The sequence below is a fragment of the Marinomonas sp. genome (assembly GCF_965225885.1).
Classification (GTDB): domain Bacteria; phylum Pseudomonadota; class Gammaproteobacteria; order Pseudomonadales; family Marinomonadaceae; genus Marinomonas.
The window spans coordinates 1,507,706-1,521,724 of record NZ_OZ245329.1; the positions used below are offsets into that span (position 1 = coordinate 1,507,706).

Here is a 14,019-nt window from a genome sequence, read left to right on the forward strand (position 1 = left end):
AAGCTAATAGCAGATAAATTTAGACTAATGACGATTGTTGCTTGCCGCGAAATGGCCTATACCTCTAAAATAGCGCGCAATCATTTTTATAGCTTGTAAGGAGAAGTCGAATGGCTTTCATCGTAACCGATAACTGCATTCGCTGCAAATACACTGACTGTGTTGAAGTTTGTCCTGTGGACTGCTTCTACGAAGGCCCTAACTTTTTAGCCATCAACCCTGATGAGTGTATCGACTGCGCATTGTGTGAACCTGAATGTCCTGCCAATGCCATCTTCTCTGAAGACGAATTGCCAGAAGACCAAGAAGTGTTCGTAGAGTTGAACAGAGATTTGTCTTTGATCTGGCCGAACATTGCAGAGAAAAAAGACGCACTTCCTGATGCGGCGCAGTGGGATGGTGTTGAAGATAAATTAGAGCATCTAGAGCGCTAATTTAATGTCGTACCAAGTGTAAAAAGCCCAAAATGCAAAAAAGCGACTATTAGAGTCGCTTTTTTATGCCTAACTTTATACCGATAAAAATCGATCAATAACAAATTTTAGGCAAAAAAAGGGCGCCAAACGGCGACCCTGCTTTTTGCTCACATCCTGTTAAGCAACTCTTCCGATGAGTAAAACATCATTGTTTGCTTCATCATGAAGCCTCCAAACTATCCTTACGCATAGTGCATTCCATCAAACCATGTCATTCCTTAGAACAGTCCATTGCTCTTGAACATCCGATTCAATCCTCAACACCATCAATGGCATCTTATAAAGCACTTCATGCGCTCTTCATCCATGAATTCCGTTTGGATAAGACACAATTTACCAGCTAAAAAATATAAATCAACTTTTCAGAAAACGATTATTTTTTAAATAATTTCTTTTAAAATCAATATTTTATATCGAAATCAAAAATAATAATGACATTTAGCCACACAACAAACGGGAAACGCCTACAGACATGTAAGGAAAGGACTACAAAACATGTTTATTCATTTAAAACATAAATTGTCATACGGCGATGAGGAACTCATCTGTCCACTTAATCGCATCTAAATAGGTCTTTTTCAGATCATCCAAGTCTTGGACATTTTTTATCATGTGGCCGTTTCCGTAATGCTCGACTAGATCAAGAGTGTTACCCACTCTTCCAGATCGGTGAACTATGGCATTGATAAACTCACTCGGCAAAGGCAACTCACCAAGCACCTCATCCAGCTGCATGCCAGTGCAAACATCAATCATCGACAACATTCCGGCTAGGAAATATTTATCCTGATTGTTATAACCTCGACTTTGAGCAAACAATTCAGCATGCTTTGCTCGCACCATAATTTGCTCAAGTAAAACGTGTCTATCACCTACCATCTCTGACATTAATAACAAATTTGTGAGCGATTTGAGTTTTTCCACACCAATCAACATGATCGCCAAACGCACTGAATCAACAGAAGCGACTAAGCCCGTTACCGGGGAATTTAGATAGCGCAGTAGCTTATGTACTAACCCGGCGTCTTGACTGACTATTCGCTCTAATTCATCAATACTTAAAACCGAAGTATTTAACAGCGACGACATCAACTGAAGTAGTGTCATGCTGTTCACTTTAGAGGCTTTACTAGATATCAACTCAGGCTTTTCAAAAAAGTAGCCTTGAAAATACTCAACACCCAACAAACGACAAAATTGATAATCTTCCCAGGTCTCAACTTTTTCAGCAATAATCTTGACGTCAAAGCCTCTCAGCGCTTCAACTTGCTTATGAAAGTCATCATGACCTAGAACTAATATATCCAATTTAATGTAATCAGCCAGTTCAATAAAGGGCGTTAACTTACTATCAAACACAAAATCGTCTAATGCTATAGAACAGCCCTCTTTCACCCAGCGGCGTAAAGATGACAACAACATCGCATCAAAGCCTGAACCTTCCAGCACTTCAACCACGATATTTTCTTTGTTAATAGGCATGCCACTGTGACTTAACAAATACGCCCGAGGAAAATTGATAAACGCCTTACTTGTTCCAACTAAGTGTTCCATACCAAGCTCAAAAAGACTGGTAGCTATTACTTGAGCCGTTGCACCAACCTCATCCATGACATCTGCCTGTACTGAAACCGCATTTTTACGATAAAGAAGTTCATACCCCATTACAGCAAGGTGACTGTCTACTATTGGCTGCCTTGCCAATGCAACATTAGAGTGGGCTAATAGTACATTTTCGACCATATCGTTTCCGTTTCAATAAAAGTATCAGTATTGATTTATACAGTGTCTCAATATTGCCTAAAAATTGCCATTGGGCATAGTCAATAATCTTGGTAACATGGAGTCATTAAATGTGAACAACTATATAAAGAAAAACAAAGCAAAAAATCTGTGGGGAAAATAATGCCAATATACCGTTCCAAGACAACCACCTCAGGCCGCAATATGGCCGGAGCTCGCGCGTTATGGCGTGCAACAGGAATGACAGACGACGACTTTCAAAAGCCAATCATAGCAGTGGTCAACTCTTTTACTCAATTTGTACCAGGTCATGTTCATCTCAAAGACATGGGGCAACTGGTTGCTCGTGAAATTGAAGCCGCAGGTGGTGTAGCGAAAGAATTTAATACTATCGCTGTCGATGACGGTATCGCCATGGGTCATGACGGCATGCTTTACAGCCTTCCATCTCGTGATCTGATTGCAGATTCTGTTGAATACATGGTTAATGCTCATTGTGCCGATGCTATGGTTTGTATTTCTAACTGTGACAAAATCACACCTGGGATGCTAATGGCTGCTATGCGCATAAACATTCCGGTTATTTTTGTGTCTGGTGGTCCAATGGAAGCGGGCAAAACCAAACTATCCGAGAACAGACTTGACTTAGTCGATGCTATGGTTATCGCTGCAGACCCAACGGCAACAGATGAAAAAGTCGCCGAATACGAACGCTCAGCATGCCCAACCTGTGGTTCTTGTTCTGGCATGTTTACCGCGAACTCCATGAACTGCCTAACCGAAGCGCTTGGTCTAAGTTTACCGGGCAACGGCACGACACTAGCAACTCACTCAGACCGTCGCCGTTTGTTTTTAGATGCGGGTCGTCGCATCGTAGACATCACTAAACGTTTCTACGAAAACGATGAAGCAAACTGGGCACCACGCTCCATTGCAAGCTTCGAAGCCTTTGAAAACGCCATGACGTTAGACATCGCTATGGGTGGTTCAACCAATACTATTCTTCACTTGTTGGCTATTGCCCGTGAAGCAGGTGTTGATTTCACTATGCAAGACATCGATCGCTTGTCTCGTAAAGTTCCTCAACTTTGTAAAGTTGCACCGAACTCACCAAAATACCACGTTGAAGATGTACACCGTGCCGGTGGTATTTTTGCTTTGCTAGGTGAGCTTGATCGCGCGGGCATTTTACACAACCAATGTCACACAGTGCACTCTAAGACCATGCTCGAAGCATTAGAGACATGGGATATTATGCGTGCACCGACACCTGAGATTGTCGAGTTTTACAAAGCAGGACCTGCTGGCATCCCAACGCAAACCGCTTTCAGCCAATCGACTCGCTGGCCCTCTCTAGATGGCGATCGTGCAGAAGGTTGCATTCGTTCTATCGAAAACGCTTTTTCCCTCGAAGGCGGCTTAGCCGTACTTTATGGCAACATCGCTGTTGATGGCTGTGTTGTAAAAAGTGCCGGTGTTGACGAATCAATTCTTGTATTTGAAGGTCGTGCTCACGTAACAGAATCTCAAGACGAAGCAGTTAAAAACATCCTTGATGATAAAGTGGAAGCGGGTGACATTGTCATCGTTCGCTACGAAGGTCCTAAAGGCGGCCCAGGCATGCAAGAAATGCTTTACCCAACGTCTTACATTAAGTCTAAAGGGTTAGGCAAAGCCTGTGCTTTGCTAACTGATGGTCGTTTCTCTGGTGGTACATCAGGTCTGTCTATCGGTCACGCTTCACCTGAAGCCGCTGCAGGCGGCGCAATCGGTTTGGTTGAAAATGGCGACCGTATTTTGATCGACATTCCAAACCGTTCGATCAACGTTTTGCTTAGCGATGAAGAGCTACAAACTCGTCGCGACACTATGAACGCAAAAGGCGCAAACGCTTGGAAGCCAGTTGAAGATCGCCCACGTAAAGTCTCTCCAGCATTAAAAGTCTACGCACACTTTGCGACCAGTGCGGACAAAGGGGCAGTACGTGATATTAGTCAAATCGACTAATCGTTAAAAAGTAATACGCAAAAGGCCGCTTTGCCAAATACAGGCGTAGCGGCCTTTTTCATTCAAAACCCAATAATTCATCACAGGAAAGACCATGCTCAGCTATCGCCATATTTATCATGCAGGCAACCACGCTGATATTTTAAAACATTTGACGGTCAGTCAAATATGTCGCCATTTTATAAAAAAAGACGCGCCTTTTTTCTATTTGGATACACACGCTGGCATTGGTCAATATTCGCTAAACTCTGAGCAGGCGCAAAAGAACAAAGAATTTCATTCAGGTATCGCACGACTGCTAACCGAAGACAACCTTCCTGAGCCATTGGAAGATTTGTTAGACATCGTCCGCGAGATGAACCCAACAGATACCTTAGAGTTTTACCCCGGCAGCCCAAAAATTGTCGATTATTACGTTCGCCAAAAAGACAAACTACACTTATGTGAGCTGCATCCAAACGATTACCCAATTTTAGCGGCGCTTTTCCCAAATAAGCGTAAAGCCAATGTGGTGAAAGACAATGGCTTTGCCGCGGTTAAAGCCATGCTGCCACCGCCGCAAAAGCGTGGATTCGTCTTAATGGATCCGCCTTATGAGGTAAAAAAAGATTACCAATATGTAGTTCAAGCATTAGAAGACGGTTACAAGCGCTTCCCTCAAGGCACTTACGCCATTTGGTATCCAGTATTAAATCGTCAACAAGCTAACGAATTATTAAAATCCGTCAAAGCAACCCATATTCGCAATGTGCTTTTGCTTGAGCTTTGCATTAGAAACACAGAACAAGAGTGCGGTATGGCAGGAAGCGGTATGATTATTGTCAATCCACCTTGGACGCTAGAAAAAGAAGCCAAGGAATTTTTGCCTGTTCTCACTAAGCTGCTAGCAGAAGATGATGAAGCGGATTACCAAGTCACTTGGATAACCCCAGAATAAACATATTATAAAGGAGCGCGTCATGAACACGCCTTTTGAACTCGCGTTTAAGTACATGCCAACGCCTGCTTTTATAATAGAAAGCAGCACTGGCAAACTAATGTCATACAATCGCAATTTTGAAATTTTGTTTGAAAATTTTAATGCGACGCCTTCCGATACCTGGGAATCTCTTTGTGAAGATGCAGTTTCTCCTGACGACTGGCAAACACTTAACAACAAAATAAAAAGCGGCAGCATTGAACGCTGTGAAAGCCTAATCCGTGTTGGTGATAAGCTGATCAATATGCAGCTGGAGATGAGCCATCTTGGCGAAACAGTGTTGGCTTGTGTTTACAACACTGACCACATGGATCTTTCTGCGGCCGAAAACACCCTGCTAAAATTCGCACTGACTGAATCGTCTGCTGGGTTATGGATCTGGGAAACTGAGTCAGATCTAGTGTCTTGCTCAAAATCCATTGCGACACTATTAAATTATCCACTTGATAAAACACCACGTTCAACAACTGAATGGCACGCCCTTGTTCACCCTGATGATGTAAAAAAACTGGCCACTGTCGTCAATGAACATGTGGCTCTCAATCAAGATTATTATGAAGTTGAATATCGTATTCTAACGGGTGATCAGCGTTACCTGTGGGTAAAAGAGCGTGGCAGAAGCTACACTAAAGGCCCAGATGGCAGCATCAAGAAGATCATTGGATTCATGGTGGATATTAGTCACCAGAAAGCATTAGAAGAACATCTTCGTAACCAAGCCACCTTTGATGAACTAACAGGATTATTGACTCGTGGCGCGGCGCTGACGCACTTTAAAAAGCAACTAGGCTTGGCAAAGCGTCAATACACGCCATTAACCATGGCGAAAATCAACCTTGATGCCAACGAGCGCCTAAGCAAACTCCCGATGGAAGCTCGCAATATTGCCATTCAAACCTCTGCTCGTTATATCTATAAAAAGATTAGAGAAGCCGATGTACTCGCACGAGTAGAGCCAGACAAACTGCTGTTATTACTACCTAATACCAGCGTAAAAGATGCGAAAACGCTGCTAAAACACATCATCAATCCGACAGAAGATGAGAAATCAACCTTGTTCGAAGGTAACTCTGATCCGATGGATTTCTGCATTGGTATCGCAGCCTTTCCAGAAGATGGTGAAACGATAGAAGAGCTGGCCCTCAGCGCAAATCAAGCTGTTGAAAATGGACAAGCCTCTTGCAAACAAATCGTCGTTAACTAGGTTTAAGCTTTCAAAAATAAAAACGCCGCATTTTTCAATGCGACGTTTTTATTATCTCCAAATATGATTACGTCGTATTATTCACCTTGTAGCGTTAATACAATCCGCCTCGCACCGCCATGATCTCGGTGTTCACCTAAATAAATGCCTTGCCAAATCCCTAAGCACAACCTCTTATCTCGAATAGGAATCGTCAAAGATGAACCCAACATGCTGGCTTTTATGTGTGCCGGCATGTCGTCGCTGCCTTCGTAAATGTGCTCATAATAGGGCTGATCTTCTGGCACCATGTGAGAAAAATGTTTTTCCATATCTCGGCGAACAGAAGGATCGGCGTTTTCATTGATCGTCAAAGAAGCCGAAGTATGCAGCAATTGAACATGCAACAAACCTATCGAGACCGGCGACATCTTTGATAAAGCCGCTTCCACCTGATCGGTAATCAAATGAAAACCTCGACGCATCGCAGGCAATTGAACTTCTACTTGCTGCCACATAGCGGATTACTCTGCGCTGGTTCTTTGGTAAACAGAAAAACGGTAGTCGTAAGGATTTGGTCCTTCGGCGGCGAACGCTTCTTCACCTATTAAGGTAAACGATGGCCAATCTACTTCTGGAAAAAACGCATCACCTTTTACTTCAGCATCCACATGAGTAATGTACAAACGATCTGCGCGCTCAAGCGCAAGTTGATAAATTTGCGCTCCGCCGATAACCATGACTTCTTCTTGACCATTGACCAAGCAAATATCTTCACCAAGAGAAATGGCATCTTCCAATGTCGTCACCACATCAATCCCTTCCGCTTGATAAGCTGAGTCACGACTGATAACAATATTGCGACGACCAGGCAGTGGCTTGCCAATCGATTCAAAGGTTTTACGTCCCATAACAATGGGTTTGCCCATGGTCGCTTGCTTGAAATATTTAAGATCATTTGGCAAATGCCAAGGCAAGGAGTTATTAATTCCGATGGTTCGATTGGTAGACATAGCGACAATAAGTGACAACATACAATAACCTGCTTAAAAATCTTGGCTCTTCTTTGCTCCGACAATCCAAGAGCAAAGGCTTCTGATATAATCAATGACATTTATTATACCCATGACGAACCAGATTGCATTTCTTAACCTGCACTAGCAAACGTCATCAGGAAAAACAGACAAGGCATTTTTTATGAAACAGTATTTAGATCTTTGCAACCGCATTGTCAACGAAGGTGAATGGGTCAACAACGAGCGTACCGGCAAACGTTGCCTAACCGTGATTAACGCTGACCTCACTTACGATGTTAGTAAAGGCGAATTTCCGCTTGTAACGACCCGCAAAAGCTATTGGAAGTCTGCTATTGCCGAAATCATCGGTTATTTAAGAGGCTATGATAACGCGGCGGATTTTCGTGCGTTGGGCACCAAAACATGGGATGCCAATGCCAATGAAAACGAAGTTTGGCTAAACAACCCTTATCGTAAAGGCAAAGATGACATGGGACTTTGCTACGGCGCCATTGGTCGTCACTTCCCAAAACCAGACGGCGGTCATATCGACCTATTAAAACAAATTATTGATGACCTAACTCGTGGTGTGGATAACCGTGGGGAAATCCTCACATTTTATCACCCTGGCGCGTTTCACATGGCTTGTCTTCGTCCTTGTATGTACAGCCATCACTTTTCATTGCTTGGTGATACGCTTTATCTAAACAGCACTCAACGCAGCTGTGATGTGCCACTTGGATTGAACTTCAATATGGTTCAGGTGTACGTATTGCTTGCCATCGTTGCGCAAATCACAGGCAAAAAGCCGGGCAAGGCTTTTCATAAGATAGTGAACGCTCACATCTATGAAGATCAGCTAGAATTAATGCGTGACGTACAACTAAAGCGCGAGCCTTATCCTCTGCCAACGTTAAAAATCAACCCAGAGATCAAATCTTTAAACGACATAGAAACGTGGGTCACCATGGATGACTTTGAAATAGAAGGCTACCAATTCCACGCACCTATTGTTTACCCTTTTTCCGTTTAAGTAGCGTAAAAGCAAAACGGCGAACCATAATTAGTTCGCCGTTTTTATTGAAACCATCGTTGTGAATAGATTAATACTATAAGAACTTTTCTATCAAAATCTCATCAATATATTTGTCACGAACTTTAGCGTGCTTTTTCGCAGTTCCTACCACTTCAAAGCCTTGCTTTAAATACGTCGCTAAAGCGTTTGGGTTATCTTCTCTGACGTAGGCGAATAACTTCTCATAGCCTTTTGATCTTGCTAAGTCGAAGGTCGCTTCAAATAAACTCGATGCAACGCCTTGTCTTCTGCAGCGAGCATCAACAAAAGTGCCAATAATACCAACATGATCAAAAGCGTGAGTATAAGCAGCAAACGGCTCGACATTTTGAAAGCCAACGACGTTTGAACTCTCTTCATTTAACGCCACATGAAACACACCTCTCTCAGGGAAGTCTTGAATAAATTGCGCTTCCTCTTCTACCGAAAAAGTAATATCAAGTACGGTAAAAAGGCCTTCCTCGATAATGGGATTCAAAATATTAACTATGCCTTGTGCATCTTTAGTTTGCACTTCTCTAACCAAGAGAGTCATATTTTTCCTTAACGATTTTCTGGTATTCAATACAATTAATGTTTTTACCCTGTACTTCTGCGAAGTTTTCATGAGTCTTCATTTCAACAAATCCGTTGTATGTCAGCACTTTCTGCGAGGCAAAATTGTCTACCGAAGCAAAGGCTATTAATTTGTGAAGTTTATGTTCGATGGCCAATTGAATTATTTGCTCAACGGCACGTTTGGCGATGCCACGTCCAGTAAATTTCTCGCCCAACCGATAACCTAAATAAGCCTCGCTCAATACCAAATTGATATCGGTTAAATTGATGCGACCAATAATCTCGCCATTGTCATCAATAATAAGCATCGGCAGCATAGCTTTTCTTTGATGTTGCGAAAGAAATTCTTCAATGTGTTTTTTTATACCTTCATCAGTGTAAAAACCGACTTCTCGAGGATTGATATGTGATTCAAACCACGCTTGGTTTTCTGTTTCAAATAACAGCAAAGGTTTAGAGTCAGACCGAGATAATAGACGCAGTTCCATTTCAAGCTGAGTGTGTGGTGAAGCGAAAATTTAGTGCCTGCATGATTTTAAAAATCGTGTCGAAACGCGGCTTCGTTTTACCACTGATGGTTTTATATAAGCTTTCTCTGTTCAGTCCAGATGCTAAAGCAATATCGGATACGCCATGCTTTTTAACCAGCAATCCCAACGCCTCAATAAAAGTATTTGGGTCATCATCAGCCAAACATTCTTGTAAGAAAGACTGCACTTCTTCCTGTGTTTCAATATAATCAAACGGATTAAAATCGCTTGTCTTTAATATCATGATGGTTGCTCCCATTCACTAAGCAAGATCTTCGCTTTCTCTATATCTTTGCTCTGCGTGCCTTTATGGCCACCATTAATGAGCAAGATAATTTCGTTATTACGAACGCTGTAATAAACTCGATAGCCTTTTCCTACAAAAACACGCATCTCTAAGAGGTTACTCGCAATCACTTTGCTATCACCAAAGTTGCCGTTAATCGCCCTAATAATTCGCATGTTTATCGCCAAAAGAGCTTGTCGATCCTTCAGTTTAGACAGCCATTGATCAAAAACATCCGTTTTCTTGATTTCATACTTCATAGAAACAATTGTAGCCCTCAGGCTACAGTGATGCAATTTTAATCTGCTATTTTATATCTTGGAAAAAATACACAGAAATCACAATTAGCTTTATCCGTCCAAAAAAAACCAGCCGTGTGGCTGGTTTTAAGCGTCACTCTAAATCTTTTTAGCTATTTTGAAGCATTCGCTTTTGGAAATGTATTTAGCTTGAAGCCAGCAATAATGAGACCTACACCAATGATCACCATTGGTAAAGACAGGAGCTGTCCTTCTGTCAACCAGCCAAAAGCAAGGTAGCCTATTTGTATATCTGGCTCGCGGACAAATTCTACTAGGATTCGGAAAATTCCATAGAAAAGTAAAAACATACCGGAAACACAGTAACGTGGCTTTGTTCGTTGCGAGAAAAACCACAAGATGCAAAACAGTACGACACCTTCTAATGCGAATTGATACAACTGCGAAGGATGACGAGCAAGTTGTAGCGGATCATTAGGGAAGATCATGGCCCAAGAAACGTCTGTCGGTTTGCCCCATAATTCGCCACCAATAAAGTTACCTAAACGCCCAGCACCTAAGCCGATTGGTACAAACGGTGCCAGGAAGTCAGTCACATCCACAAGATGTTTGTTATAGCGACGAGCAAAAAAGAACATAGCGGTAATAACACCTAGTAACCCGCCATGGAATGACATCCCACCTTCCCAAATACGAACTAAAATCAGCGGATTATCAACAAACGCGGGAAACTGATAAAACAAAATATAGCCAACCCGACCACCTAATATGACACCAAGAGCGCCATAAAATATAGCATCGCTGACCATTTCTGGTATCCAAAGTCCATTAGAGCGTTTGGCGCGGTACATGCCACACAAATAGGCACCAGCAAAGCCGACCAAATACATAATACCGTACCAATGCACGGAAATTGGTCCTATTGAGACGGCAATAGGATCAATGTTTGGATATGAAATCATAATATTGAAGCAAACCTCTGGTAGGTATTATTCCACGTTTGTGGTTTTAGATGGTCGAATCAAACGCTCGATATTGGCTTCGCGCATGAGTCGTGTCATGGTCTGTGTGACTGCTTCGGCATGAGATAGTTTCATTACTTCATTCAGCATGGCTTGAGACTGCTCCATCGAGATGTTTCGAATAACCGCTTTTACCTTAGGAAGACTGGTCGAACTCATCGATAACACGTCGTATCCCATGGCCATCAATAAAATAGCACCCATCGGATCACCCGCCATTTCACCACAAACACTCAGACCAACACCTTCGTCTCTGACTTGATCAACGATACTGAGCAAGGCACGTAAAACAGAAGGATGGAAAGAATTGTATAAGTCCGCTACACGCGGGTTATTTCGATCGACGGCAAGCAAATATTGCGTTAAATCGTTGCTTCCTACGGATAAGAAGTCCACCAATTCTGCCAACTCTTTGACTTGATAAACGGCAGCAGGAATTTCTATCATCACGCCAACTTGCGGCATTTTGACGTCGTAACCTTCTTCTTTCACTTCGGCGTAGCCCCGACGAATCAGTGCCAAGGCTTCTTCAACTTCCGCCACATTAGAGATCATAGGCAGCATAATTTTTAGATTATACAAGCCGGCACTGGCTTTTATCATGGCGCGAATCTGCGCCATAAAGATTTCCAAATGATCCAGAGTAACTCGAATACCGCGCCAACCTAAGAAAGGATTCGCTTCAGTTATCGGGAAATAAGGCAGCGCTTTATCACCGCCAATATCTAAAGTACGAACCGTTACAGGCGAAGGAGCAAAACCTTCTAATTGCTGACGATAAATAACAACCTGTTCCGCTTCAGTAGGGAAACGATCCCGCACCATGAAAGGCACTTCTGTACGATAAAGACCGATACCTTCCGCACCACGATCCAAGGAACGAGCAATATCGGCAGACAAGCCTGTATTTACATACAAAGACAATCGATGACCATCAAGGGTTTCGCACGGCAAGTCTTTGAGCGTTTCGTACTCTTCTTCTAACAGGCGCTCTTCGTCGACAATTTGCTGATAATTTTCAATCAGTGCTTCAGATGGGTAAGTGAAAATTTTCCCCAAATAACCATCGACAATAAGATCTACTTTATCCAACTGAGCATAAGGCAAGTCTAATGCACCCATCACCGTTGGAATCCCCATAGCACGAGCTAAAATCGCCACATGGGAGTTACCCGATCCCATCACTGAGACGAGGCCTTTAATTTTATCAATAGGGATTTCACCCAACATAGACGCAGTAAGCTCTTCACCGACAATAATAGACGGCTCGCTGAAACGCTCAGCGACATTCGGTGCTTTCTCTTGAAGATGAGATAATATACGACGGCCAAGATCGCGAAGGTCCGATGCTCGCTCACGTAAATAAGGATCGTCCATACGGTTAAACTGCTGAATGTGCGCCTGAATAACCTGTCTTAATGCACCTTGCGCCCAATTACCTTCCTTGATCTTTCGAACGATTTCCCCAGCGATAGAGTTGTCATCTAGGATTTTCAGATACACATCAAAAAGCGCTTTTTCATCTTCTGAAAGATGTTGGCTAATACGATTGCTGGCACGACGAATATCTTGTCGAACCGCATCAAGTGCTTGATAAAATTCCTGAATTTCTTCTTCAAAATCTGTGGTAGTACGATCCGGAATAACATCTAAATCGGCAGGAGGAAAAACCACAACACCGCGACCAATTGCCACACCAGAACTTCCAGGAACCCCTTTGTAACGAAAATCCGATCCACTTGGTATCGCGTTAGGATTCAGATTGGTGATCGCCCCTGTTGCCTCTGCATGAGCAATAACACCTGCTAACTGAGCAGACAGAGTAATAAGAAAAGCTTCTTCGCCTTCATCAAATCGACGTTTGTCTTCGTGCTGAACCACTAGAACGCCTAGCACTTGGCGATGATGAATTATTGGAACACCTAGAAAAGAACGGTATCTTTCTTCACCAGAGCCTTTTAAATAATGGAAAGATGGGTGGATATGAGCATCTTCAAGGTTAACAGGTTCGGCTCTACGGCCAACCAAACTAACCAGACCTTCATCCGCTTTCAGACTAACATTACCAGCAACGTTTGCATTTAAGCCACGAGTTGCCATCAAGATATATTCTTTGGTATTTTGATCTACCAAATAAATAGAACACACCTCGGCACGCATTGCTCTGCGGACACGACGGACAATAATATCCAGTGCCGCAGATAAAGACTGCGCGGCGGTCACCTCTTGGGTAATACGTCTTAACAAACTTAGCATAGCTCTCCCATCAATCTACATAACCTCCAGCATCAAGCCAGCAAGTTTATCACTTTTCTAGTCGACGATGTGCGCTGGGAATAAGCTCTTTTAGAGCTCGGCGGTAAACATCTTTTTTAAACGCCACAACCTGACCAAGTGGGTACCAATAACTTACCCAACGCCAGCCATCAAATTCAGGGGTTTCAGTTCCATCAACGCACACAGAAGCATCAGGACAACGAATAGAAAGAAGAAACCATTTCTGCTTTTGTCCAATACATAAAGGCTTACTATTGTGTCTTAGCATGCGCTTAGGAAGACGATAACGCAGCCAACCCCGAGTTTTACCTATTACTTCCACCTGATGAGGATCTAGACCTACTTCTTCTTTAAGTTCTCGAAATAAGGCTTCTTCAGGTGTCTCGTCGGATTTGATGCCTCCTTGAGGAAACTGCCAAGCATTTTGCCCTACGCGTCTCGCCCAAAGAAGTTGGCCACGCTCGTTCATCAGTATGATGCCCACATTCGGTCTGTATCCGTCTGCATCAATCACGAGCTATCACCTTTTAATATAAAAATAAATTAGTTTCATTGTTCCATAATTCCCCCATCTGCACAATTAAGACTAATGTTATTTATTGTCTCC

15 protein-coding genes are annotated in these 14,019 nt (G+C 42.8%); 5 read left to right on the forward strand and 10 right to left on the reverse strand.

Features of this window, described 5'->3' with window-relative positions:
• Window positions 1-110: 110 nt before the first annotated feature.
• Window positions 111-434, forward strand: a complete 324-nt coding sequence (gene fdxA / locus ACO05V_RS07105; RefSeq protein WP_012071401.1) for a ferredoxin FdxA — start codon at window positions 111-113, stop codon at window positions 432-434.
• 564 nt (window positions 435-998) lie between these two features.
• Here the strand turns inward: fdxA and ACO05V_RS07110 are convergent.
• On the reverse strand, window positions 999-2,219 hold the full coding sequence (locus ACO05V_RS07110) for an EAL and HDOD domain-containing protein (protein WP_421848930.1): 1,221 nt from the start codon (window positions 2,217-2,219) through the stop codon (window positions 999-1,001).
• A gap of 162 nt (window positions 2,220-2,381) precedes the next feature.
• Between ACO05V_RS07110 and ilvD the strand changes: the two genes are divergently transcribed.
• From ilvD to ACO05V_RS07125, 3 genes are all read left to right on the forward strand, one after another.
• Window positions 2,382-4,226 carry a dihydroxy-acid dehydratase gene (ilvD, locus tag ACO05V_RS07115; RefSeq protein ID WP_421848933.1) on the forward strand — a complete coding sequence of 615 codons (1,845 nt, stop codon included), beginning with the start codon at window positions 2,382-2,384 and terminating at the stop codon, window positions 4,224-4,226.
• 94 nt (window positions 4,227-4,320) lie between these two features.
• Window positions 4,321-5,163, forward strand: a complete 843-nt coding sequence (locus tag ACO05V_RS07120; RefSeq protein WP_421848936.1) for a 23S rRNA (adenine(2030)-N(6))-methyltransferase RlmJ — start codon at window positions 4,321-4,323, stop codon at window positions 5,161-5,163.
• 22 nt (window positions 5,164-5,185) lie between these two features.
• A complete protein-coding gene (locus ACO05V_RS07125) occupies window positions 5,186-6,409 on the forward strand; it encodes a PAS domain-containing protein (RefSeq protein ID WP_421848939.1) in 1,224 nt (407 codons plus the stop codon).
• Window positions 6,410-6,486: 77 nt separating this feature from the next.
• On the opposite strand, the gene ACO05V_RS07130 is transcribed toward ACO05V_RS07125, so the two are convergent.
• Both ACO05V_RS07130 and ACO05V_RS07135 read right to left on the reverse strand, forming a co-directional pair.
• Window positions 6,487-6,906 carry a secondary thiamine-phosphate synthase enzyme YjbQ gene (locus ACO05V_RS07130; protein ID WP_421848942.1) on the reverse strand — a complete coding sequence of 140 codons (420 nt, stop codon included), beginning with the start codon at window positions 6,904-6,906 and terminating at the stop codon, window positions 6,487-6,489.
• A 6-nt stretch (window positions 6,907-6,912) separates the two neighbouring features.
• Window positions 6,913-7,422 carry a dihydrofolate reductase gene (locus tag ACO05V_RS07135; protein ID WP_421848945.1) on the reverse strand — a complete coding sequence of 170 codons (510 nt, stop codon included), beginning with the start codon at window positions 7,420-7,422 and terminating at the stop codon, window positions 6,913-6,915.
• A 163-nt stretch (window positions 7,423-7,585) separates the two neighbouring features.
• Between ACO05V_RS07135 and ACO05V_RS07140 the strand changes: the two genes are divergently transcribed.
• The gene (locus ACO05V_RS07140; RefSeq protein WP_421848948.1) at window positions 7,586-8,437 is read left to right on the forward strand and encodes a thymidylate synthase; all 852 of its coding nucleotides are present in this window, start codon (window positions 7,586-7,588) and stop codon (window positions 8,435-8,437) included.
• Window positions 8,438-8,513: 76 nt separating this feature from the next.
• Here ACO05V_RS07140 and ACO05V_RS07145 read toward each other — a convergent pair whose 3' ends face one another.
• The 7 genes from ACO05V_RS07145 to ACO05V_RS07175 form a co-directional block, all read right to left on the reverse strand.
• A complete protein-coding gene (locus tag ACO05V_RS07145) occupies window positions 8,514-9,014 on the reverse strand; it encodes a GNAT family N-acetyltransferase (protein WP_421848951.1) in 501 nt (166 codons plus the stop codon).
• Window positions 8,998-9,525, reverse strand: a complete 528-nt coding sequence (locus ACO05V_RS07150) for a GNAT family N-acetyltransferase (RefSeq protein WP_421848954.1) — start codon at window positions 9,523-9,525, stop codon at window positions 8,998-9,000. The genes ACO05V_RS07145 and ACO05V_RS07150 overlap by 17 nt, the downstream gene beginning before the upstream one ends.
• A gap of 1 nt (window position 9,526) precedes the next feature.
• On the reverse strand, window positions 9,527-9,811 hold the full coding sequence (locus ACO05V_RS07155; RefSeq protein WP_421848956.1) for an addiction module antidote protein: 285 nt from the start codon (window positions 9,809-9,811) through the stop codon (window positions 9,527-9,529).
• Window positions 9,808-10,113: a type II toxin-antitoxin system RelE/ParE family toxin gene (locus tag ACO05V_RS07160; protein WP_421848958.1), complete on the reverse strand. Its 306-nt coding sequence runs from the start codon at window positions 10,111-10,113 to the stop codon at window positions 9,808-9,810. Before ACO05V_RS07160 ends, ACO05V_RS07155 begins: the two co-directional genes overlap by 4 nt.
• A gap of 152 nt (window positions 10,114-10,265) precedes the next feature.
• The gene (gene lgt / locus ACO05V_RS07165; protein ID WP_421848962.1) at window positions 10,266-11,075 is read right to left on the reverse strand and encodes a prolipoprotein diacylglyceryl transferase; all 810 of its coding nucleotides are present in this window, start codon (window positions 11,073-11,075) and stop codon (window positions 10,266-10,268) included.
• Window positions 11,076-11,102: 27 nt separating this feature from the next.
• Entirely contained in the window at window positions 11,103-13,391 is a 2,289-nt protein-coding gene (gene ptsP, locus ACO05V_RS07170; protein WP_421848965.1) for a phosphoenolpyruvate--protein phosphotransferase, read from the reverse strand.
• A gap of 49 nt (window positions 13,392-13,440) precedes the next feature.
• A complete protein-coding gene (locus ACO05V_RS07175) occupies window positions 13,441-13,926 on the reverse strand; it encodes an RNA pyrophosphohydrolase (RefSeq protein WP_072841570.1) in 486 nt (161 codons plus the stop codon).
• Between the last annotated feature and the right edge of the window lie 93 nt (window positions 13,927-14,019).